Genomic DNA, 21,059 nt, shown 5'->3' on the forward strand with positions numbered 1-21,059 from the left:
CGACATGGACAACTTGCCCTTGGGGCCGATGCTTGCGGTAGTAGCCTTGCTGGTTTTATGGTCGGCGCTGTTTACCGCCATCGAAGCCGCCCAGCAACATTTGCTGGCCCTGCGCCCCGGCACCCGCCAGGGTGACAAAGCCGCCGCCCGCCTGAACTTCCCGCGCAACAGCCTGATCCTCTGCAACACCCTGTGCCGCGCCGTGGTGGTGATTCTCTGCACCCTGCTGGCGATCTACGCCTGGGCGCAAAACGGCCCGTGGCTCGGCTGGGTGATCTCCAGCGCGGTGCTGCTGGTGCTGGCCGACTATCTGCCGCGTGCCCTGGCCACTCGCCACCCGCAAACCATCCTTGGCTTCGGCAATACCTTGCTGAGCGTGCCGCTGAAAATCCTTTATCCGCTGGCCTGGCTGCTCAACGGTGTCAGCCTGTTGCTGCTGCGCCCGTTCACCCGCAAGCCCGGGCTGGTCAAGAAGAGCGACGAGCCGCAGCCGGACCAGGACGACGAGCCGGAAGCCGAAATCCCCAACACCCGCGCGCCGGGCATGCCGGGCATCCACGCCCTGGACAACATCACCGTCAACGACATCCTGGTGCCCCGCAGCGAAGTGGACGGCATCAACCTGGATGACCCGGTAGAGGAAATCATCGAGCAACTGCGGGTTTCCACGCGCACCCGGCTGCCGGTGTTTCACAGCGACATCAACCAGGTCGAGGCGGTGCTCAACACCCGGCAGATCCGCCACCTGCTGCCGGACGCCAGCCTGACCAAGGAAGCCCTGCTGGCCGCCTGCCACGAGCCCTACTTCGTCCCGGAAAGTACACCGCTGCAACTGCAATTGCTGAATTTCCACAAGCAACAGCGCCGCCTGGGCATGGTGGTGGATGAATACGGCGAAGTGCTGGGCATCGTGACCCTGGAAGATATTCTTGAAGAAATCGTCGGTGAGTTCGAAAGCGAGCACCACCTCGACAACCCGCACATCCAGCCGCAACTGGATGGCCGCTACGTGATCGACGGCGCCGCCTCGATCCGCGACTTGAACAAAACCCTCGGCTGGCACCTGCCCAGCGACGGCCCCAAGACCCTCAACGGCCTGGTGACCGAAGCACTGGAGACCATTCCGGATTGCGCCGTGTGCCTGAAAATCGGCCGCTATCGCCTGGAAATCCTCGAGACCGAGGACAACCGCGTCGCCAAGGTACTGATCTGGCACACCAGCACGGTGCCGGTCGCCGCTTAAGCCCCTTGTTGGATCCGCAAACCCCTTCCTATAATCGGGCGGCTTACCCAAGCCCCGCCCGACCGCGTGCTACCCGCACTGAGCGCGTCCAGGCACCGCTTTACCGTGTCTGACCGGTGTTTGCTCCCATCCCGAGCCGCCCCGCGCACAACCCTGATCCATGGGTGTTCGACCAATAATAATCCGCGTCCAAACGCGCAATGACCGTCAGGGATACCTCAATGAGCACCACCTATAACGAGACGGCGACCGCCGCCCCGACCAACTCGACGGCCCGGGTCGCCACCGCGAGCATCATCGGCACCGCCATCGAGTTCTACGACTTCTATATCTACGCAACTGCCGCCGCGCTGGTGATCGGCCCGGTGTTCTTCCCGCAAACCTCCGGCACGGCGCAGATGCTCGCCTCGTTCCTGACCTTCGGTATCGCGTTTATCGCGCGGCCGTTGGGTTCGGCGCTGTTCGGCCACTTTGGCGACCGGATTGGCCGTAAATCGACGTTGGTGGCGTCACTGCTGCTGATGGGCGTGTGCACCACGCTGATTGGCTTGCTGCCCGGTTATGACAGCATCGGCGCCTGGGCACCGATCCTGCTCTGCGTGCTGCGCTTCGGCCAGGGCCTCGGGCTTGGCGGCGAATGGGGCGGCGCGGCGTTGCTGGCCACCGAGAACGCCCCGAAGGGCAAACGCGCCTGGTTCGGCATGTTCCCGCAGTTGGGCCCGTCGATTGGCTTTCTGGCGGCCAACGGGCTGTTCCTGATCCTGGCCATGAGCCTGAGCGACGAGCAGTTCCGCAGCTGGGGCTGGCGCATTCCGTTCATTCTCAGCGCGGCGCTGGTGATGGTGGGGCTGTATGCGCGGCTCAAACTGCATGAAACGCCGGTGTTCGCGAACGCCGTGGCCAAGGAAGCGCCGGTGAAGGTGCCGCTGGTGGAACTGTTCAGCCAGCATTGGCTGCCGGTCCTGCTGGGTGCGGCCTCGATGGTGGTGTGTTATGCGCTGTTCTATATCACCACCGCGTTTTCCCTGAGCTACGGTGTGTCTACGCTGGGTTACAGCCGTGAAACCTTCCTCGGGCTGTTGTGCTTCGCGGTGCTGTTCATGGGCGCGGCGACGCCGCTGGCGGCGTGGGCCAGCGACCGTTACGGGCGTAAGCCGGTGCTGATTGTCGGTGCGATCCTGACCATCCTTTCCGGCTTCACCATGGAGCCGTTGCTGACCCACGGTTCAACCTGGGCCGTGGCACTGTTCCTGGCGCTGGAGCTGTTCCTGATGGGCGTGACGTTTGCCCCGATGGGCGCGATGTTGCCGGAACTGTTCCCGACCCGCGTGCGTTATACCGGTGCTTCGGCGGCGTATAACCTGGGTGGGATCGTGGGTGCGTCGGCGGCACCGTTCTTCGCGACCAAGCTGGTGGCGATGGGCGGTTTGAGTTATGTCGGCGGGTATGTGTCGGCGGCAGCGGTGATCAGCTTGATTGCTGTGTTGTGCCTGAAAGAGACGCGCAATAACGATTTGAACAAGGTCGCCTGATGATGATCATTCCCACGCTCTGCGTGGGAATGCATCCGGTGACGCTCTGCGTCACGCCCTTAAGAGCGGACGCGGAGCGTCCAGCACGGCATTCCCACGCGGAGCGTGGGAACGATCGGCGGGGGGTTACAGCTCTACAACAACAGCCTTCGAAGCACGAGTGGCTTTAGCCCGCGCAGCCTCAATCGACTCATCCCGCGCCAACGCCACGCCCATACGGCGCTGGCCATTCACTTCCGGCTTGCCGAACAGACGCAACGCCGTATCCGGCTCGCTCAAGGCTGCACCCAGGTTGGAAAACGCCGTCTGGGTCGACTTGCCTTCCACCAGGATCACTGCCGAAGCCGAAGGCCCGAACTGACGGATCAACGGGATCGGCAGGCCGAGAATTGCCCGCGCATGCAGGGCGAACTGCGACAAGTCCTGGGAAATCAGGGTCACCAGGCCAGTGTCATGGGGGCGCGGCGACACTTCGCTGAACCACACCTGATCGCCTTTGATAAACAGCTCGACGCCAAACAGACCACGACCACCCAACGCTTCGGTTACCGCCTTGGCAACGCGCTCGGATTCCGCCAGTGCAATCGGGCTCATGGCCTGTGGCTGCCAGGATTCCTGATAGTCGCCCTTCTCCTGACGGTGACCGACAGGCGCACAGAAGGTAGTGCCGCCAATGTGGCGCACGGTCAGCAGGGTGATTTCGTAGTCGAAGTCGATAAAGCCTTCGATGATCACGCGGCCCTTGCCGGCACGCCCGCCTTCCTGGGCGTAATCCCAGGCTTTCTGCACGTCATCGGCGCTGCGCAGCAGGCTCTGGCCCTTGCCCGACGAACTCATCACCGGCTTGACCACACACGGGAAGCCCAGGTCGGTGACGGCCTTGCTGTAGTCCTCGAAGGTGTCGGCGAAGTGGTACGGCGAGGTCGGCAGGTCCAGCTCTTCGGCGGCCAGGCGACGGATGCCTTCGCGGTTCATGGTCAGCAACGTCGCGCGGGCGGTCGGGATCACGGTGAAGCCTTCGGCTTCCAGCTCAACGAGGGTGGCGGTGGCGATCGCTTCGATTTCCGGCACGATGAAGTGCGGCTTTTCGGCTTCGATCACGGCACGCAGCGCGGCACCGTCGAGCATGTTGATCACGTGGCTGCGGTGGGCAACCTGCATGGCCGGCGCGTTGGCGTAGCGATCCACGGCAATCACTTCAACGCCCAGGCGTTGCAGTTCGATTACCACTTCCTTGCCCAGCTCACCGCAGCCACACAGCATTACGCGGGTCGCGGTTGGCGACAATGGAGTTCCGATTCGGGTCATCTCAGGTCCTCAGGGGAGCGGATCGTGGGGAGAAAGGCCGGCATTTTACATGAACTGTAAAGATTGGCTTCAGTTGGCGACGCGCTGCCGGCGCAAACGCCAGGCCATGGCCAGCCACACCACGGTAACGCCGGCGAATTTCGACACCAGGGCAGTGCCGGCGACCGCGGGCGTCAAGGCGCCGATCAGGCCGAAAAAGATGAAGGTATCGAGGGGGATACTCAGCGCCGAACTTATCCACAGGCGGTCGTGGAGTGGGCGCTTGGTGATGCTGAACACCAGCCAGTCAATGCATTCGGACACCGCGAACGCCGTGGCGCTGGCCAGGGCGATGGACGGATCGGAGGTGATATAGGACAGCACCAGCGCCGCCAGCATGGCGATGATCGCGCCATGGCCGAAACGGGTTTGCACCATGTCCCGCAGGACAAATACCAGACCGCCCCAGGCGGACCAGATGACATCCAGGTGCGGAGCGGTGGAAAAGGCGAAGTTGATCAGCACGACGCTGCTGATATAGGCAATCAGGAAGAACATGAGGCGAGGGACCTGTGAACAAGGGGCACAGGGTACTTCACATTTGGAAATATGTCGTCTGGGCAGGCCCTTTCGCGAGCAAGCCCGCTCCCACATTTTGAACGCATTCCTCCAAGATAAACGCAATCAAATGTGGGAGCGGGCTTGCTCGCGAAAGCGGTTTATCAGGCGCCGGACTTCCCCGGAATCATCCACACCAGCCCACTCGCCTTCGCCCGCTCATGGCACAACCCCAGCACCACCCGGCGCTCGGCGTTGTCCATGCGACTCCAGCGGGTAATCTCTTCCACCGTCCGCTGGCATCCCGTGCAGATATCATCGTCATCCAGCGCACAAATGCTCACGCACGGCGAGGCGACGGGTCGTTCTACCGGGTTCATTCTTCCTGCTCAACCAGATCACGGGCATACCGCTGGGCGTTATGCACATAGTGCGCAGCGCTGGCCTCGAGCATTTTCTTCTGCACGTCGGTCAGTTCCCGCACCACCTTGCCCGGCGAGCCCATCACCAACGAACCATCGGGAATTTCCTTGCCCTCGCCGATCAGCGAATTGGCGCCGATGATGCAGTGCTTGCCGATCTTCGCCCCGTTAAGAATCACCGCATTGATGCCAATCAGGCTGTAATCGTCGACGGTGCAGCCATGCAACATGGCGTTATGGCCGATGGTCACGCCGGTGCCGAGGGTCAGCGGGTAACCCATGTCGGTGTGCATCACGCTGCCGTCCTGCACGTTGCTGTTCTTGCCGATCAGGATCAGCTCGTTGTCGCCGCGCAACACCGCGTTGAACCAGACGTTGGCGCCCTCCTCCAGCTTGACCTTGCCCACCAGCGTGGCATTGGGGGCCACCCAGCTGTTGGGATGGGTTTCGACTCGGGCGTCGCCCAGGCGGTATTTCATAGGTGGATCCTCACGGCAGGAACGATGGCCATCTGGCTCTTAGGTATTGATGAAGCTTTTCGGCGGTCGATGCAGGCTGATGTCGGCATCGTCATAGAGCAGATTGATCAGTTCGACAATCATGATCGCCGTCAGCCCCCAGATCTTGTATTCGCCAAACCGGTAACTGGGCACGTACCAACTGCGGCCCTGGTAATCGATACGGTGGGTATGTTCGCGCGGGTCCTGGCGAAAAAACTCCAGGGGCACGCTGAAAACCGCGGCGATCTCGGCGTCATTGGCCAGGTATTCGACGTAATCGGGGATAACGCCTACATAAGGCGTGACACGGATACCGTGCAGGGAAATCAGCGGGCTCAACGGACCGATGACTTCAACCAACCCCGGCGGCAGGCCGATTTCTTCTTCGGCCTCGCGCAGCGCGGTAAAGATCAGGTCCGGGTCTTCCGGGTCGCGGCGCCCGCCAGGGAACGCCACTTCGCCGCCATGGGTGGATAACCCGCTGGCGCGCAAGGTCAGGATCAGCTCGGGTTCGTCACTGCGGGTGATCGGCACCAGTACCGCCGCTTCCGGGAAACGACCGTCGGTCTCCAGCGTGTGGGGCGTATGATTGCTTACCCGGCGAAGTAGCTCGTCCAGCATGAGTCATCTCGGTCTGTTGGCTACCTTGCATCATGCACCAAACCTTGCGCACGCCCAACCCCAAAACCCTGGCCATGTCGCTAAACGACAACTTGCAGCCCATACCCGGTCACGCCAAGATAGGCGCACTCTCCAGGAACCCCAGCATGAACTTCTGCAGCCAGTGCGGTAAACCGGTCACCCAGCGCATTCCCGAAGGCGACGCACGCTTGCGTTATGTCTGCGATCACTGTCAGACCATTCACTACCAGAACCCCAATATCGTCGCGGGCACCGTACCGGTGTGGGGCGACCAGGTGCTGCTGTGCCGGCGCGCCATCGAGCCGCGCCTGGGTTTCTGGACCTTGCCCGCCGGCTTTATGGAGAACGGCGAGACCGTCGAGCAGGCCGCGATGCGCGAAACCCTGGAAGAAGCCTGCGCCCGGGTGCGCAACCTGAGCATCTACACCCTGATCGACGTGCCGCACATCAGCCAGGTGCACATCTTCTACCGGGCCGAACTGATCGACCTGGATTTTGCCGCCGGTCCCGAAAGCCTTGAAGTGCGCTTATTCGATGAAGCCGACATCCCTTGGTCCGAGCTGGCTTTCCGCACGGTCGGGCGTACCTTAGAATGCTTTTTTGCTGACCGCCGGCAACAGTCGTATCCGGTGCGCAGCGAATCGGTGCCGCCGCTGACCCAGTTGGCCAAATAACAATCCAGGCGGCACGTAGTCTTTTCAGGGGATACCGTTTCAATGCGTTGGTTGCTTGCTCTGATCTGCCTGTCGTTTGCCACGCTGTCGCCAGCCTCCACCCAAGTGATCCTGGGGGGCAAACCCGTCGAGAAAATCCTGGTGCTCAAGTCTGCCCATCAGTTGCAACTGATTAATGACGGCAAGCCCCTCAGGACCTACCGCATTTCCCTGGGGAAGAACCCCAAGGGCACCAAGCTGATGGAAGGCGACCGCCGCACCCCGGAAGGTTTCTACTGGATCGACTGGCGCAAGACCAGCGACCGCTTCAACCTGGCCATGCACATCTCCTACCCCAATATCAGCGATTCCGCGCGCGCCCGCCGCGAAGGGGTCAAGCCCGGCAGCATGATCATGATCCACGGCACCCCCGACGCCGAGGACTACCCCGAAGAGCTGTTCCACACCCTGGACTGGACCGACGGCTGCATCGGCATGCGCAATGTCGACATGCGCGAAGTCTGGAACCTGGTGAAAGACGGCACGATGATCGAGATTCGTCCGTAATTTCCTGCCCCTCGTAAAATAATTCAAAAAAAATTCCCGCCCCATGGGTGGCCTGCCGGTGAATACCAGTTCACCTCGGCAAGCTGCGCGCTTCTGCCTGAAATAAAGACCTCTCTAATACCACTTGAACTGGCGCACTATTAAGGCGCCAGCAAACGCTCGCCCGCACTGTTTTCGCTGCATTGACATGGTATTTAAGTGGTATTAGCTTGCGATCACTACCGGGCGACAACACTCCAATAACCGCATCGGAAACCGACACGATGAACCCCATCCTGGCCCTGCGCCCCGACGATAAACAATCGACGCCGCTGTACCTGCAACTGGCCCGCAACCTCGAAGCCGCGATTCATGCCGGCCAGTGGAAATCCGAGCAGGCTTTGCCGTCGGAACGTGCCCTCAGCGAGCAACTGAGCATTTCCCGGGTGACCGCCCGCAAGGCGCTGGAAGTGCTGTTCGAACAAGGTCTGATCCGTCGCAGCCAAGGCTCCGGAACCTTCATCACGCCACGCCTGGAACAACCGCTGTCGCGCCTCTCGGGCTTCAGCGAAATGCTCCGGCTCAAGGGCTTTGTGCCGACGTCCCAGTGGCTCGAGCGCGACATCACCCCGCCGACCCATGAAGAATTGATTCGCCTGGGCCTGTCACCCAGCGACAAAGTCGCGCGGCTCAAGCGTTTGCGTAAGGCCGACGACACGGTGATGGCGATTGAAATGACCGCCATGCCCGCCTCCGTCCTCCCCCACCCGCAGGCCATCGGCAACTCGCTCTACGAATACCTGGAAAGCATCGGCAAGCCCATCGTGCGCGCCCTGCAACACATCCAGGCGATCAACGCCTCGGACGAGTTCGCAGCCCTGGTGGGCATCGCCCCCGGCACCGCCATGCTGCTGATGACCCGGGTGGGCTACACCGCCGACAACACCCCGATTGAAATCACCGACACCTACTGCCGCAACGACTACTACGACTTCGTCGCAGAACTGCGCCGCCACGACTATTCCGCTGAACTGCGAATTTAGAGAACTGCCCATGTCCGAAGACAATATCCTCACGCCACACGGCTGGATTCGCGGCCGCCTGGTGCACCAGCACGGCAAGGTCACTGCCGTAGAAGGCAGCCCGTGCAACCCGGCTGACAACGACCTGCCGTACCTGCTGCCAGGCTTTATCGACCTGCACGTGCACGGCGGTGGCGGCAAAGACATCATGGAAGGCACCGACGCCTTCCACACCATCACCCGCACCCACGTGCGGTTTGGCACCACCTCGCTGCTGGCCACCACCATGACCGCGCCGGTGGATGAGATTTCCCGCGTGCTCGGCGAAATCGGCACCTATTGCGAAAGCCGCCCGACCGGCACCGCTCGTGTCCTGGGCGTGCACCTGGAAGGCCCCTACATCAATCCGGGAAAACTCGGCGCACAACCGAACTTCGCCCACACCGCCTTGATGGCCGAAGTCGAAGAATACCTGCGCCTGGCGCCGATCCGGGTGATCACCATTGCTCCGGAAATCGCCGGCCATGACGGCCTGATCCGCGCCCTCAGCGAACGTGGCGTGCGCATGCAGATCGGCCACACCCTGGGCAGCTATGAAGAAGGTGTCGCCGCCCTCGCCGCCGGGGCCACCAGCTTTACCCACTTGTACAACGCCATGAGCCCGCTGCATCACCGCGAGCCCGGCATCGTCGGCGCGGCCCTGGCCCACGCCAAATACGCCGAGTTGATTCCCGACCTGCTGCACGTGCACCCCGGTGCCATGCGCGTGGCGCTGCGCTCGATCCCGTGCCTGTACTGCGTCACCGATTCCACCGCCGCTGCCGGCATGCCCGACGGCGAATACAAGCTGGGCAGCCACACCGTGACCAAGTGCCTGGGCGGCGTCCGCCTGGCCGATGGAACGCTGGCCGGCAGCACCCTGACCATGGACCAGGCGCTGCGCAACCTGGTGAAGATCGGCCTGCCGATCAGCGAAGCCTCACAACGCCTGTCGCAATTTCCTGCGGACTACCTGGGCCTCGAAGAACGCGGTCGCCTGCAACCCGGCAGCTTTGCCGACTGCGTGCGCCTGGACCGCTCCCTGCACCTCACCGACGTAATGGTCGAAGGAGAAACCATTGACTTCAAAAATGCTTGAAGAGGCCCTGGCCTCCTGTGAGGCCGTCGAGGCTCAACTGCAACGCCTGGACCCGCTGCTGGTGGAAGTCGCCGGCCGCCTGCGTCGCCAGCCACCGCAAGTGGCGATGACCATCGCCCGTGGCAGCTCGGACCACGCCGCCAGTTACTTCGCCTACCTGACCATGCAACACCTGGGGATTCCGGTGGCGTCGCTGCCGATGTCGGTGGTGACCATGCTGCAATCGCCGCTCAAGGTCAGCGGGCAAGTGGCGTTCGGTTTCTCCCAGTCGGGACAGAGCCCGGACCTGGTCAACAGCCTGCGCCTGTTGCGCAAGCGCGGTGCCTTGAGCATCTCGATGGTCAACGCCGAAGACTCGCCACTGGAAGCCGCCTGCGAATTCCATGTGCCGCTGTGCGCCGGGCCGGAAAGCAGCGTCGCCGCCACCAAAAGCTTTATCGCGACCCTGAGCGCCAGCGCCCAGCTGATCGGCCACTGGAATCAGGAAGACGAGTTGCTGCAAGCCTGTAAGGCATTGCCCGAAGGCTTGCGTGAAGCCGCCAGGCAAGACTGGAGCGTGGCCATCGATGCCCTGCGCAGCTGCCAGCAACTGATGGTGATCGGCCGTGGCGCCGGTTTTGCCATTGCCCAGGAAGCCGCGCTCAAGCTCAAGGAAACCTCGGCGATCCAGGCCGAAGCCTTCAGCAGCGCCGAAGTACGCCATGGCCCGATGGCCCTGATCGATGACAACTACCCGCTGCTGGTCTTCGCCCCACGCGGCGCCGAACAAGCCGGCCTGCTGAGCCTGGCCGCCGATATGCGCCAGCGCGGTGCCCGCGTGCTGCTGGCCGCTCCCGATGACATCGCCGAGCGCGACCTGACTCTGAGCCGCGCCGAACACCCGGCCCTGGACCCGATCCTGGCGATCCAGAGTTTCTACGTGATGGCCGCCGGTTTGGCAGAGGCCCGGGGCATGGACCCGGACCAACCGCGTCACTTGAGCAAAGTGACCCGCACCCACTGAGTTGATTGCAGCGTTTTCCTGATGAGTACCGTGCCCATGTCCCACAATAATAAAGACCTCACCCTCAGCGCTCCCCTCAGTGGGCCGGTGCTGACCCTGGGCGACGTTCCCGACGAAGTGTTCGCCAGTGGCGCCATGGGCGACGGCATTGCCATCGACCCGCTCAACGATTGCCTGCACGCGCCGTGTGATGGCGTGATCATCCACGTCGCCCGCACCGGGCATGCGCTGACCATTCGCGCCGATAATGGCGCTGAATTGCTGATGCACGTGGGCATCGACACGGTGGAATTGAATGGCGAAGGCTTTGCGCTGCTGGTCAAGCAAGGTGCGCGGGTCAGCAAGGGCCAGGCACTGGTCCAGTTTGACCTGGACCTGATTGCGCGGCAGTGCAAAAGCCTGGTCAGCCTGATCATCCTGACCAACAGCGAGCTGTTTGAGCTACGGCCGATCACCTTGAAAACAGTGAAGGTCGGCGAGCCGCTGCTGCATGTGGTTGCACGGTTGGCCGGTGCAGCGAAAGTGATTGATGAGTCGGTCACCGAAGCCAGCGCGACTATTCGCATCACCCATCGGGGCGGCCTGCATGCGCGCCCCGCTGCCTTGATCCGCAAGACTGCACAGGCATTCAGCAGCCAGTCGCAGCTGCATTTCGCTGGCAAGTCGGCTTCGTGCGACAGCCTGATCGGCTTGATGGGCCTGGGGATTGGTGAGCAGGACGAGGTGCAGGTCACCTGTCGTGGCAAGGATTGTGAAGCGGCGCTGCAAGCACTGATCGCTGCGCTGTCGGTGGAAGTTGGCGAAGCGCATCACGCTCCAGTGGCCGTCGCCCCACGCCGCGCGAATACCGAAGCCGGAGTACTGCAAGGCGTGTGTGCCGCGCCGGGGTTGGTCTGCGGCCCGTTGTTCCGCCTGAACGGAATCGAGCTGCCGGTGGACCCGGGCAACAACGTGCCGGATGAACAATTGCAGCACCTGGACAGCGCCCTGGAACAGGTGCGTAGCGAAATCCGCCACACCCTGGACCAGGCCCGTCAGCGCAAGGATGTGGAGGAAGAAGAGATCTTCGCCGCCCACCTGGCCCTGCTGGAAGACCCTACGTTGCTGGAGGCCGCCACCGCCGCCATCGAACAGGGCAGCGCCGCCACTCACGCCTGGCGTGATGCGATCCAGGCCCAATGCGCGGTGCTGCTGGCACTGGGTAAACCGTTGTTCGCCGAACGCGCCAACGACCTGCGCGACTTGCAGCAACGCGTGCTGCGGGCGTTGCTGGGCGAGGCCTGGAATTTTGATTTGCCGGCCGGCGCTATCGTCTCGGCCCATGAGCTGACCCCATCGGATCTGCTGCAACTGAGCAATCAACACGCCGCCGGTATCTGCATGGCCGAAGGCGGCGCGACGTCTCATGTGGCGATTCTGGCGCGGGGTAAAGGCTTGCCGTGCGTGGTTGCACTGGGCACTGAATTGCTTGATGTGCCCCAAGGCCAGCGCGTGGTGCTGGATGCCGCCAACGGCCGCCTGGAGCTGACGCCGGATGATGCGCGCCACGCCCAGGTTCACCAGTTGCGCGATGCACAGAAACTGTGGCGCCAACAGCAGCACGCGGAGGCTCAAGGCACCGCCAGCACTCAGGATGGCGTGCGTATTGAAGTGGCCGCGAATGTCGCCTCCAGCGTCGAAGCCCAACTGGCCTTCGAGAATGGCGCCGATGGCGTCGGCCTGCTGCGCACAGAATTTCTCTTCGTCGACCGCCGCACCGCGCCCGACGAGCAAGAGCAGCGCCAGGCCTACCAAGCCGTACTGGACGCCATGGGCGACAAATCAGTGATCATCCGCACCATCGACGTCGGCGGCGACAAGCAACTCGACTACCTGCCGCTGCCGTTCGAGACCAACCCGGTGCTGGGCCTGCGGGGCATTCGCATGGCCCAGGTACGCCCGGAACTGCTGGACCAGCAACTGCGTGCCCTTCTCCAGGTCAGCCCGCTGGAACGTTGCCGCATCCTGCTGCCAATGGTCAGCGAAGTCGACGAACTGCTGCACATTCGCCAGCGCCTCGATGAACTGTGCGCCGAGCTGGAACTGACCCAACGCCCGGAACTGGGGGTGATGATCGAAGTGCCCGCGGCGGCGCTGATGGCCGAACAACTGGCCGAGCACGCGGACTTTCTGTCCATCGGCACCAATGACCTATCGCAGTACACCCTCGCCATGGACCGCGACCACGCCGGCCTCGCCGCCCGGGTCGATGCCATGCACCCGGCGCTGTTGCGGCTGATCGCCCAGACGTGCATCGGCGCAGCCAAGCATGGGCGCTGGGTCGGTGTGTGCGGGGCGCTGGCGTCCGACCCGCTGGCCACGCCGGTGCTGATCGGCCTGGGCATCAGCGAGCTGTCCGTCAGCCCGCCGCAAATCGGAGAAATCAAGGACCGTGTCCGTCACCTGGACGCAGCCCAATGCCGGCAACTGAGCCAAAGCCTGCTTAACCTGAGCAGCGCCAAAGCCGTTCGCCAAGCCTGTCAACACCACTGGCCGCTGAGCTGAAAACAACAAGAATAGGGAGACACGCCGTGTACCAATATTTTATCGAAGGGCTGCAACGCCTGGGCCGTGCACTGATGCTGCCGATCGCGATTTTGCCGATCGCCGGCCTCCTGCTGCGACTGGGCGACACTGACCTGCTGAACATCGCGGTGATGCACGACGCCGGGCAGGCGATCTTCGCCAACCTGGCGCTGATCTTTGCCATCGGCATTGCCGTGGGTTTTGCCCGCGACAACAACGGCACGGCGGGCCTGGCAGGCGCCATCGGTTACCTGGTGATGGTCTCCACCCTCAAAGTGATGGACGCCAGCATCAACATGGGCATGCTCGCGGGCATCGCCAGCGGCTTGATGGCCGGTGCGCTGTATAACCGCTTCAAGGACATCAAGCTGCCGGAGTACCTCGCATTCTTTGGTGGGCGACGGTTTGTGCCGATCGTCACCGGGTTCTCCGCGGTGGCGCTGGGGGTGATCTTTGGTTTGATCTGGCCACCCGTGCAGCAAGGCATCAACAGCTTCGGCGTGCTGCTGATGGAAAGCGGCAGTTTTGGTGCGTTCGTGTTTGGCGTGTTCAACCGCCTGCTGATCGTCACCGGCTTGCACCATATCCTCAACAACATGGCGTGGTTTGTGTTCGGCACCTTCACCGACCCGACGACCGGCGCGGTAGTGACCGGCGACCTGACTCGCTACTTTGCCGGCGACCCGAAAGGTGGGCAGTTCATGACCGGCATGTTCCCGGTGATGCTGTTCGGCCTGCCGGCGGCGTGCCTGGCGATGTACCGCAATGCACTGCCGGAGCGGCGCAAGATCATGGGCGGGATTTTCCTGTCGATGGCGCTGACCTCGTTCCTGACCGGGGTCACCGAGCCGATCGAATTCGCCTTCATGTTCCTCGCGCCGTTCCTGTACCTGGTGCATGCGCTGCTGACCGGGTTGTCGATGGCGATCACCAACATGCTCAACATTCACCTGGGCTTTACCTTCTCCGGTGGGTTTATCGACATGGTGCTGGGTTGGGGTAAATCCACCAACGGCTGGTTGGTATTCCCGGTTGGGCTGGCGTATGCGGTGATCTACTACAGCGTGTTCAATTACTGCATTCGTCGCTTCAATTTGAAGACGCCCGGGCGCGAGGATATTCAGGTCGCGCAGGCTGAGGCCATGACCGATAACCAACGGGCCGGCGCTTACATTCGCGCGCTGGGTGGTGCGGAGAATCTGCTGAGCGTGGGTGCTTGCACGACGCGTCTGCGGCTGGACATGGTGGATCGCAACAAGGCGGTGGATGCCGAGCTGAAAGCACTGGGTGCGATGGCGGTGGTTCGACCGGGTAATGGCGGGAGTTTGCAGGTGGTGGTCGGGCCGATGGCGGACAGCATTGCCGATGAGATTCGGTTGGCGATGCCTTCGTATGTTGCGGCGCCTGCGGTGGTGGTAGCGCCTGTTGAGAAGAGCACACCAGTGAATGTGCATGAGGCCGAGAAATGGCTGAGTGCGCTGGGCGGTCGGGCCAATGTATTGCAACTGGATGCGGTGGCGATGACGCGGCTGCGAGTGGAGCTGGGGGATGGTTCGGTGTTGTCGGAATCCCAACTGACTGCGCTAGGTTGCCAGGGGGTTAGCCAGCTTGAGAGTGGGGTTTGGCACTTGCTGATTGGTGACAAGGCTTCGGGGTTGGGTGAGGCGTTGGAGCGGTTGGTCAGTGGCCGTGAGGTTGGGGTAAAAGCCTGAATCTTTGCTGAGCATCAGGGCCTCTTCGCGAGCAAGCCCGCTCCCACATTTTGATCGGTGCCCGTCATGGCAACGCGGTCAAATGTGGGAGCGGGCTTGCTCGCGAATGGCCGTGACAGGCAACAAAAAACCCGCTGACCAAACTGGCCCAGCGGGTTTCTTGTTTTGCAGCCAGCGAATCAAAAATCCGCCAACTGCCACACCTCATACGCCGGTGTCTCATACGGGTGGCTCAGTTTCAACGCAGCCACGACAGCCACGATCAACTCATCCGCCACCACCAACTCAACCTTCCATTCTTCAACCACTTCAACCTGCCCGACCTGCCCGATAAACGGCTGGCTGCCGTCCATCGCGCGGAATTGGCCCTGGCCCAGTACCTGCCAGGCGCAGCTGTCGTAGTTGCCGATGCGCCCGCCGCCGGCTGCGAAGACGGCGGTTTTCACCGTCTCCACGTGGCTGTCGGGCACAAAGAAGCTGAGCTTGTACACCGCCTTAGTTCACCCAGACGCGAGCGTTACGGAACATGCGCATCCACGCGCCGTCTTCGTTCCACTCTTCCGGGCGCCACGAGTTCTGCACGGCGCGGAACACACGCTCCGGGTGCGGCATCATGATGGTGACGCGACCGTCGCGGCTGGTCAGCCCGGTGATCCCGCGCGGCGAGCCGTTCGGGTTGGCCGGGTAGCCTTCGGTGACCTTGCCGTGGTTGTCGACAAAACGCAGGGCCACAGTACCGGACAGGTCGGCTTCCAGCAGTGCTTCTTCGCTGGCGAATTCCGCATGGCCTTCACCGTGGGCGATGGCGATTGGCATGCGCGAACCGGCCATGCCCTGCAGGAAGATCGAGTTGGATTCCTGTACCTGGACCATCGCAACCCGCGCTTCGAACTGCTCGGAGCGGTTACGCACAAAGTGCGGCCAGAACTCGCTGCCCGGGATCAGTTCGCTGAGGTTGGACATCATCTGGCAACCGTTGCACACACCCAGGGTGAAGCTGTCATTACGCTCGAAGAAGCCCTGGAACGCGTCACGGGCACGGCTGTTGAACAGGGCCGACTTGGCCCAGCCTTCACCGGCACCCAGTACGTCGCCGTAGGAGAAACCACCGCAGGCAACCAGGCCTTTGAACTCATTGAGGTCGACGCGACCGGCGAGGATGTCGCTCATGTGCACGTCGATCGCATTGAAGCCGGCACGGTCGAACGCTGCCGCCATTTCCACCTGGCCGTTGACGCCCTGCTCACGCAGTACGGCCACTTGTGGGCGGATGCCTTTCTTGATGTAAGGCGCGGCGATGTCCTGGTTGACGTCGAAGCTGAGCTTGGTGCTCAGGCCCGGATTGTCTTCTTCCAGGATCACGTCGAATTCCTGCTCGGCGCAGTCGGCGTTGTCGCGCAGGCGCTGGATCTGGTAGCTGGTCTCGGCCCACTGGCGTTGCAGCAGGCGGCGCTGGCCTTCAAACACGGTTTCGCCGTTGAAGACGATGTTGATTTCACCGTTGTTGATCGGCTGGCCAATCACGGCCACGCAGTCGCCCAGGCCAGCGGCGCTGAACTGTGCGAGTACGTCCGGGGTTGCGTCCTGGCGAACCTGGATAACGGCGCCCAGCTCTTCGTTGAACAGGATTGCTGCGATGTCAGCGGAAGTTTCTGCCAGGCCATCGAGGTTCAGGCTCAGGCCGCAGTGACCGGCGAAGGCCATTTCCACAGCGCTGGTCAGCAAACCACCGTCGGAACGGTCGTGGTAAGCCAGCAGGTGGCCGTCGGCGTTCAGGCCCTGGATCACGGCGAAGAAAGCTTTCAGGTCTTCGGCGTCGTCGACGTCCGGGGCCTGCTTGCCGAGCTTGCCGTGCACCTGGGCAAGGATCGAGGCGCCCATGCGGTTCTGACCGCGACCGAGGTCGATCAGGATCAGGTCGGTGGTGCCCTTGTCCATGCGCAGTTGCGGGGTCAGGGTCTGGCGAATGTCGGTGACTGGCGCAAAGCCGGTAACGATCAGCGACAGCGGCGAGGTGACGCTCTTGTCCACGCCTTCATCGTTCCAGCGGGTGGCCATGGACATGGAGTCCTTGCCCACCGGAATGGTGATGCCCAGCTCAGGGCACAGCTCCATGCCGACCGCTTTCACGGTGTCGTACAGGCGCGCATCTTCACCCGGGTGACCGGCAGCGGACATCCAGTTGGCCGACAGCTTGATGTCGGAGATCTTGGCAATACGCGACGCTGCGATGTTGGTCAGGGTTTCGCCGATGGCCATGCGGCCCGACGCCGGGGCGTCCAGCAGCGCCAGCGGAGTGCGTTCGCCCATGGCCATGGCTTCACCGGTGTACACGTCGAAGCTGGTGGCGGTGACGGCAACGTCAGCCACCGGGACCTGCCACGGGCCGACCATTTGATCACGGGCAACCAGACCGGTGATGGTGCGGTCGCCGATGGTGATCAGGAAGCTTTTGCTGGCAACGGCCGGGTGGTGCAGGACGCGCTCCACGCAGTCGGCGATGGCCAGGGTCGACGGGTCGAAATCGTCGCCCAGTTCGTTTTCACGCACGGCCGAACGGTGCATGCGCGGGGCTTTGCCCAGCAGCACTTCCAGCGGCATGTCCACCGGGCTGTTGCCGAAGTGGCTGTCGGTGACCGTCAGTTGCGGCTCGGCAGTGGCTTCGCCGACCACGGCAAACGGGCAGCGCTCGCGTTCACAGATCGCCTGGAAGCGTTCGAAGTCGGCAGGGCCGACGGCCAGGACGTAACGTTCCTGGGATTCGTTGCTCCAGATTTCGTGCGGGGCCATGCCCGGCTCGTCGTTTGGAATGTTGCGCAGTTCGAAACGGCCGCCACGGTCGCCATCGTTGACCAGTTCCGGGAAGGCGTTGGACAAGCCACCTGCGCCGACGTCGTGGATGAAGCTGATGGGGTTCTTGTCACCCAGTTGCCAGCAACGGTCGATGACTTCCTGGCAACGGCGTTCCATCTCAGGGTTTTCACGCTGTACGGAAGCGAAGTCCAGGTCGGCCGAGCTGGTGCCGGTGGCCATGGAGGAAGCGGCGCCGCCACCCAGGCCGATCAGCATCGCCGGGCCACCGAGGACGATCAGCTTGGAGCCGACCAGAATCTCGCCTTTCTGTACGTGTTCGGCGCGGATGTTGCCCATGCCGCCGGCCAACATGATTGGCTTGTGGTAACCGCGCACTTCATCGCCACGCGGGGTGGTGATGGATTGCTCGAAAGTACGGAAGTAACCGGTCAGGGCCGGACGCCCGAATTCGTTGTTGAACGCGGCGCCGCCCAGCGGGCCTTCGATCATGATGTCCAGCGCGGTGACGATGCGCTCAGGCTTGCCGTACGGCACTTCCCACGGCTGTTCGAAGCCCGGGATCTGCAGGTTGGACACGGTGAAGCCGGTGAGGCCGGCCTTTGGCTTGGCGCCACGACCGGTTGCACCTTCGTCGCGAATCTCGCCGCCGGAACCGGTGGCAGCGCCCGGGAACGGGGCAATCGCGGTCGGGTGGTTGTGAGTCTCGACTTTCATCAGGATATGCACCGGCTCTTGCACCGCACCGTACTGGCGGGTTTCAGGGTCCGGGAAGAAACGGCCGGCGACAGAGCCGACGATGACCGAGGCATTGTCCTTATAAGCCGACAGAACGCCTTCGCTGTGCATCACGTAGGTGTTCTTGATCATGCCGAACAGGCTTTTTTCCTGGCTCTGGCCGTCGATGTCCCAACTGGCGTTGAAGATCTTGTGGCGGCAGTGCTCGGAGTTCGCCTGGGCGAACATCATCAGTTCGATGTCGTGGGGGTTGCGCTTCAGACCGATGAAGGCGTTGACCAGGTAGTCAATTTCGTCTTCGGCCAGGGCCAGGCCCAGCTCGGTGTTGGCGGTTTCCAAGGCGGCACGGCCACCACCGAGCACGTCAATCGCGGTCAGCGGCTTGGGTTCGGCGTGGCTGAACAGACCGGCGGCCTGTTCCAGCTGGCTGACGATGATCTGGGTCATGCGGTCGTGCAGGCTGCTGGCGATCAGCTCGGCCTCGGCCTCGCTGAACTGGCCTGCTACATAGAAGGCAATCCCGCGTTCCAGGCGCTGGATTTTGTCCAGGCCGCAGTTGCGGGCGATGTCGCTGGCCTTGCTCGACCAGGGCGAGATGGTGCCGAACCGTGGCAGGACCAGGAACAAGCGGCCGTTAGGCTCTTGAACAGGAACGCTGGGACCGTACTTCAGAAGGCGCGCCAGCACTTGCTGTTCGTCGGCGGTCAAAACGCCAGTAACGTCGGCGAAGTGAGCAAATTCAGCATACAAGCCACTGACAGAAGGTACCTTCTGGCTCAGTTGCTCAAGGAGTTTGCTGTGGCGAAAGGCAGAAAGGGCAGGAGCGCCGCGCAGGATCAACATCTTCGGGACAGCCTCGGGAAGGGGGTGTGCTTTGAGGCCGTGCATTCTAGCGTAAACCGTCGCCAACGGCACCCGAAACGGCACCAGTGGCCGCAGCCGGACGTCAGTTGGCATAAATCGCACGATATCATATGGCCATACAGGCGATTCCGGGCAGTTATTTTAACCGTCACAATCGGCTGCCAAGCCCCGTTTCTGCGGGCTGCAGCCAAGGTTTACGGGCGCTAGCAGACAAGTGCCCCGCTGTCGAGATATGGCGCCGAGGGTCCTTTGCGTATACTGCGCAGATGTTCTCCCCTACTGCTTTACGCCCGCGATGCGCCAAATGGCTCTTCGTTACCGGACTCTTCCTGCTGCTCAGTGCGTGTGTGGATAAACCCAACACGCTCGAGCGAATCAAGGAGGATGGCGTATTGCGGGTGGTCACCCGAAACAGTCCGGCCACTTATTTCCAGGACCGTAACGGCGAAACCGGCTTCGAATACGAACTGGTGAAACGTTTTGCCGACGAGTTGGGGGTAAAGCTCGAGATCGAGGCGGCCGACAACCTGGATGACCTGTTCTCGCAGATCGGCAAACCCAACGGCCCGGTACTGGCCGCCGCCGGCCTGGTCAGCAGTGAGCAGCGTCGCCAGCAAGTGCGTTTCTCCCACCCTTATCTGGAAGTCACCCCGCAGATCATCTACCGCAACGGCCAGTCCCGGCCGACCACCGCGGCAGACCTGGTGGGCAAGAAGATCATGGTGCTCAAGGGCAGCACCCACGCCGAGCAACTGGCGCAGCTGAAAAAACAGTTTCCCGGAATTGACTACGAAGAGTCTGACGCCGTTGAGGTGGTCGACCTGCTGCGCATGGTGGATGAGGGCCAGATCGACCTGACCCTGGTGGACTCCAACGAAGTGGCGATGAACCAGGTGTACTTCCCCAACGTGCGGGTGGCCTTTGACCTCGGTGACGCCAGCCATCAAGCCTGGGCGGTTGCCGCCGGTGAAGACAACAGCCTGCTCAACGAGGTCAACAACTACCTCGACAAGGTGGAAAAGAACGGCACGCTGCAACGCTTGAAAGATCGCTATTACGGGCACGTCGATGTACTCGGCTACATGGGCGCCTACACCTTCGCCCAGCATCTGCAGCAGCGCCTGCCCAAATACGAGAAACACTTCCGGGCCTATGCCAAGGAAGAAAAGGTCGACTGGCGCCTGCTGGCGGCCATCGGCTATCAGGAATCACTCTGGCAGCCGGCGGTGACCTCCAAGACCGGCGTGCGCGGCCTGATGATGCTGACCCAGAACACGGCGCAGGCCATGGGCGTGTCCAACCGCCTGGACGCCAAGCAGAGCATCATGGGCGGCGCCAAGTACCTGGCCAAGATCAAGGATGAGCTGGACGACAAGATTGCCGAGCCGGACCGCACCTGGTTTGCCCTGGCGGCGTACAACGTCGGCACCGGCCATTTGGACGACGCGCGCAAGCTGGCCGAAAAAGAAGGCCTGAACCCGAACAAGTGGCTGGACGTGAAGAAGATGCTGCCGCGCCTGTCGCAGAAGCAGTGGTACAGCAAGACGCGTTATGGCTATGCCCGTGGCGGTGAGCCCGTGCATTTTGTGGCGAACATCCGGCGTTACTACGACATTCTGACGTGGGTGACGCAGCCGCAGCTGGAAGGCAACCAGGTGGTCGAAGGCAACCTGCATGTGCCGGGTGTGGACAAGACCAAGCCGACGGAAGAAACCCCGCAGCTGTAATCCCCCGATTCTCCAAACACCACAAAACCAATGTGGGAGCGGGCTTGCTCGCGAAGGCGGTGGTTCAGCCAGCACATGGATTGACTGACACACCGC

The 21,059-nt window shown here is 62.4% G+C and carries 17 protein-coding genes; 10 read left to right on the top strand and 7 right to left on the bottom strand.

Going from position 1 to position 21,059, the window contains the following annotated elements; genetic code table 11:
* Nucleotides 1–4 precede the first annotated feature (4 nt).
* Nucleotides 5–1,243 carry a transporter associated domain-containing protein gene (locus AC3WKX_RS23960; RefSeq protein ID WP_102605535.1) on the top strand — a complete coding sequence of 413 codons (1,239 nt, stop codon included), beginning with the start codon at nt 5–7 and terminating at the stop codon, nt 1,241–1,243.
* A gap of 221 nt (nt 1,244–1,464) precedes the next feature.
* Nucleotides 1,465–2,775, top strand: a complete 1,311-nt coding sequence (locus AC3WKX_RS23965; protein WP_003209595.1) for an MFS transporter — start codon at nt 1,465–1,467, stop codon at nt 2,773–2,775.
* Nucleotides 2,776–2,901: 126 nt separating this feature from the next.
* Here AC3WKX_RS23965 and purT read toward each other — a convergent pair whose 3' ends face one another.
* From purT to AC3WKX_RS23990, 5 genes are all read right to left on the bottom strand, one after another.
* Nucleotides 2,902–4,083, bottom strand: a complete 1,182-nt coding sequence (purT, locus tag AC3WKX_RS23970) for a formate-dependent phosphoribosylglycinamide formyltransferase (RefSeq protein WP_023659130.1) — start codon at nt 4,081–4,083, stop codon at nt 2,902–2,904.
* Nucleotides 4,084–4,152: 69 nt separating this feature from the next.
* On the bottom strand, nt 4,153–4,620 hold the full coding sequence (locus AC3WKX_RS23975; RefSeq protein WP_003209599.1) for a hypothetical protein: 468 nt from the start codon (nt 4,618–4,620) through the stop codon (nt 4,153–4,155).
* A 164-nt stretch (nt 4,621–4,784) separates the two neighbouring features.
* Entirely contained in the window at nt 4,785–5,000 is a 216-nt protein-coding gene (locus AC3WKX_RS23980) for a DUF1289 domain-containing protein (RefSeq protein WP_102605536.1), read from the bottom strand.
* Nucleotides 4,997–5,521, bottom strand: a complete 525-nt coding sequence (locus AC3WKX_RS23985) for a gamma carbonic anhydrase family protein (RefSeq protein ID WP_008438249.1) — start codon at nt 5,519–5,521, stop codon at nt 4,997–4,999. The genes AC3WKX_RS23980 and AC3WKX_RS23985 overlap by 4 nt, the downstream gene beginning before the upstream one ends.
* A gap of 39 nt (nt 5,522–5,560) precedes the next feature.
* Nucleotides 5,561–6,163, bottom strand: a complete 603-nt coding sequence (locus AC3WKX_RS23990; RefSeq protein WP_003209605.1) for a CoA pyrophosphatase — start codon at nt 6,161–6,163, stop codon at nt 5,561–5,563.
* Between the two features lie 146 nt (nt 6,164–6,309).
* On the opposite strand from AC3WKX_RS23990, the gene AC3WKX_RS23995 reads away from it, so the two are divergent.
* From AC3WKX_RS23995 to nagE, 7 genes are all read left to right on the top strand, one after another.
* Complete coding sequence (locus AC3WKX_RS23995; RefSeq protein WP_003209606.1) at nt 6,310–6,858, top strand: NUDIX hydrolase; 549 nt, start codon at nt 6,310–6,312, stop codon at nt 6,856–6,858.
* Between the two features lie 42 nt (nt 6,859–6,900).
* Nucleotides 6,901–7,404, top strand: a complete 504-nt coding sequence (locus AC3WKX_RS24000; protein WP_003209608.1) for a L,D-transpeptidase family protein — start codon at nt 6,901–6,903, stop codon at nt 7,402–7,404.
* A gap of 263 nt (nt 7,405–7,667) precedes the next feature.
* A complete protein-coding gene (locus tag AC3WKX_RS24005) occupies nt 7,668–8,426 on the top strand; it encodes a GntR family transcriptional regulator (protein WP_003209609.1) in 759 nt (252 codons plus the stop codon).
* 10 nt (nt 8,427–8,436) lie between these two features.
* A complete protein-coding gene (gene nagA / locus AC3WKX_RS24010) occupies nt 8,437–9,543 on the top strand; it encodes an N-acetylglucosamine-6-phosphate deacetylase (RefSeq protein ID WP_087695120.1) in 1,107 nt (368 codons plus the stop codon).
* Complete coding sequence (locus AC3WKX_RS24015) at nt 9,524–10,546, top strand: SIS domain-containing protein (protein ID WP_102605537.1); 1,023 nt, start codon at nt 9,524–9,526, stop codon at nt 10,544–10,546. The genes nagA and AC3WKX_RS24015 overlap by 20 nt, the downstream gene beginning before the upstream one ends.
* A gap of 36 nt (nt 10,547–10,582) precedes the next feature.
* Complete coding sequence (gene ptsP / locus AC3WKX_RS24020; RefSeq protein WP_102605538.1) at nt 10,583–13,090, top strand: phosphoenolpyruvate--protein phosphotransferase; 2,508 nt, start codon at nt 10,583–10,585, stop codon at nt 13,088–13,090.
* A 74-nt stretch (nt 13,091–13,164) separates the two neighbouring features.
* On the top strand, nt 13,165–14,823 hold the full coding sequence (gene nagE / locus AC3WKX_RS24025) for an N-acetylglucosamine-specific PTS transporter subunit IIBC (RefSeq protein ID WP_218166742.1): 1,659 nt from the start codon (nt 13,165–13,167) through the stop codon (nt 14,821–14,823).
* Nucleotides 14,824–15,002: 179 nt separating this feature from the next.
* Here the strand turns inward: nagE and AC3WKX_RS24030 are convergent, their stop codons facing one another.
* Together AC3WKX_RS24030 and purL are read right to left on the bottom strand one after the other, a co-directional pair.
* The gene (locus AC3WKX_RS24030; RefSeq protein ID WP_087695123.1) at nt 15,003–15,314 is read right to left on the bottom strand and encodes a YqfO family protein; all 312 of its coding nucleotides are present in this window, start codon (nt 15,312–15,314) and stop codon (nt 15,003–15,005) included.
* A gap of 4 nt (nt 15,315–15,318) precedes the next feature.
* On the bottom strand, nt 15,319–19,215 hold the full coding sequence (purL, locus tag AC3WKX_RS24035) for a phosphoribosylformylglycinamidine synthase (RefSeq protein WP_008438262.1): 3,897 nt from the start codon (nt 19,213–19,215) through the stop codon (nt 15,319–15,321).
* 287 nt (nt 19,216–19,502) lie between these two features.
* Here purL and mltF point away from each other — a divergent pair, with 287 nt between their 5' ends.
* Nucleotides 19,503–20,963 carry a membrane-bound lytic murein transglycosylase MltF gene (gene mltF, locus AC3WKX_RS24040; protein WP_102605540.1) on the top strand — a complete coding sequence of 487 codons (1,461 nt, stop codon included), beginning with the start codon at nt 19,503–19,505 and terminating at the stop codon, nt 20,961–20,963.
* Nucleotides 20,964–21,059 lie beyond the last annotated feature (96 nt).

It is taken from the genome of Pseudomonas sp. GP01-A4, assembly GCF_058780865.1.

Excerpts from the sequence above, each read along its gene's own strand:
- AC3WKX_RS23960 (WP_102605535.1), top strand. The coding sequence starts at position 5 with ATGGACAACTTGCCCTTGGGGCCGATGCTTGCGGTAGTAGCCTTGCTG.
- AC3WKX_RS23965 (WP_003209595.1), top strand. The coding sequence starts at position 1,465 with ATGAGCACCACCTATAACGAGACGGCGACCGCCGCCCCGACCAACTCG.
- purT (WP_023659130.1), bottom strand. The coding sequence starts at position 4,083 with ATGACCCGAATCGGAACTCCATTGTCGCCAACCGCGACCCGCGTAATG.
- AC3WKX_RS23975 (WP_003209599.1), bottom strand. The coding sequence starts at position 4,620 with ATGTTCTTCCTGATTGCCTATATCAGCAGCGTCGTGCTGATCAACTTC.
- AC3WKX_RS23980 (WP_102605536.1), bottom strand. The coding sequence starts at position 5,000 with ATGAACCCGGTAGAACGACCCGTCGCCTCGCCGTGCGTGAGCATTTGT.
- AC3WKX_RS23985 (WP_008438249.1), bottom strand. The coding sequence starts at position 5,521 with ATGAAATACCGCCTGGGCGACGCCCGAGTCGAAACCCATCCCAACAGC.
- AC3WKX_RS23990 (WP_003209605.1), bottom strand. The coding sequence starts at position 6,163 with ATGCTGGACGAGCTACTTCGCCGGGTAAGCAATCATACGCCCCACACG.
- AC3WKX_RS23995 (WP_003209606.1), top strand. The coding sequence starts at position 6,310 with ATGAACTTCTGCAGCCAGTGCGGTAAACCGGTCACCCAGCGCATTCCC.
- AC3WKX_RS24000 (WP_003209608.1), top strand. The coding sequence starts at position 6,901 with ATGCGTTGGTTGCTTGCTCTGATCTGCCTGTCGTTTGCCACGCTGTCG.
- AC3WKX_RS24005 (WP_003209609.1), top strand. The coding sequence starts at position 7,668 with ATGAACCCCATCCTGGCCCTGCGCCCCGACGATAAACAATCGACGCCG.
- nagA (WP_087695120.1), top strand. The coding sequence starts at position 8,437 with ATGTCCGAAGACAATATCCTCACGCCACACGGCTGGATTCGCGGCCGC.
- ptsP (WP_102605538.1), top strand. The coding sequence starts at position 10,583 with ATGTCCCACAATAATAAAGACCTCACCCTCAGCGCTCCCCTCAGTGGG.
- nagE (WP_218166742.1), top strand. The coding sequence starts at position 13,165 with ATGCTGCCGATCGCGATTTTGCCGATCGCCGGCCTCCTGCTGCGACTG.
- purL (WP_008438262.1), bottom strand. The coding sequence starts at position 19,215 with ATGTTGATCCTGCGCGGCGCTCCTGCCCTTTCTGCCTTTCGCCACAGC.
- mltF (WP_102605540.1), top strand. The coding sequence starts at position 19,503 with ATGTTCTCCCCTACTGCTTTACGCCCGCGATGCGCCAAATGGCTCTTC.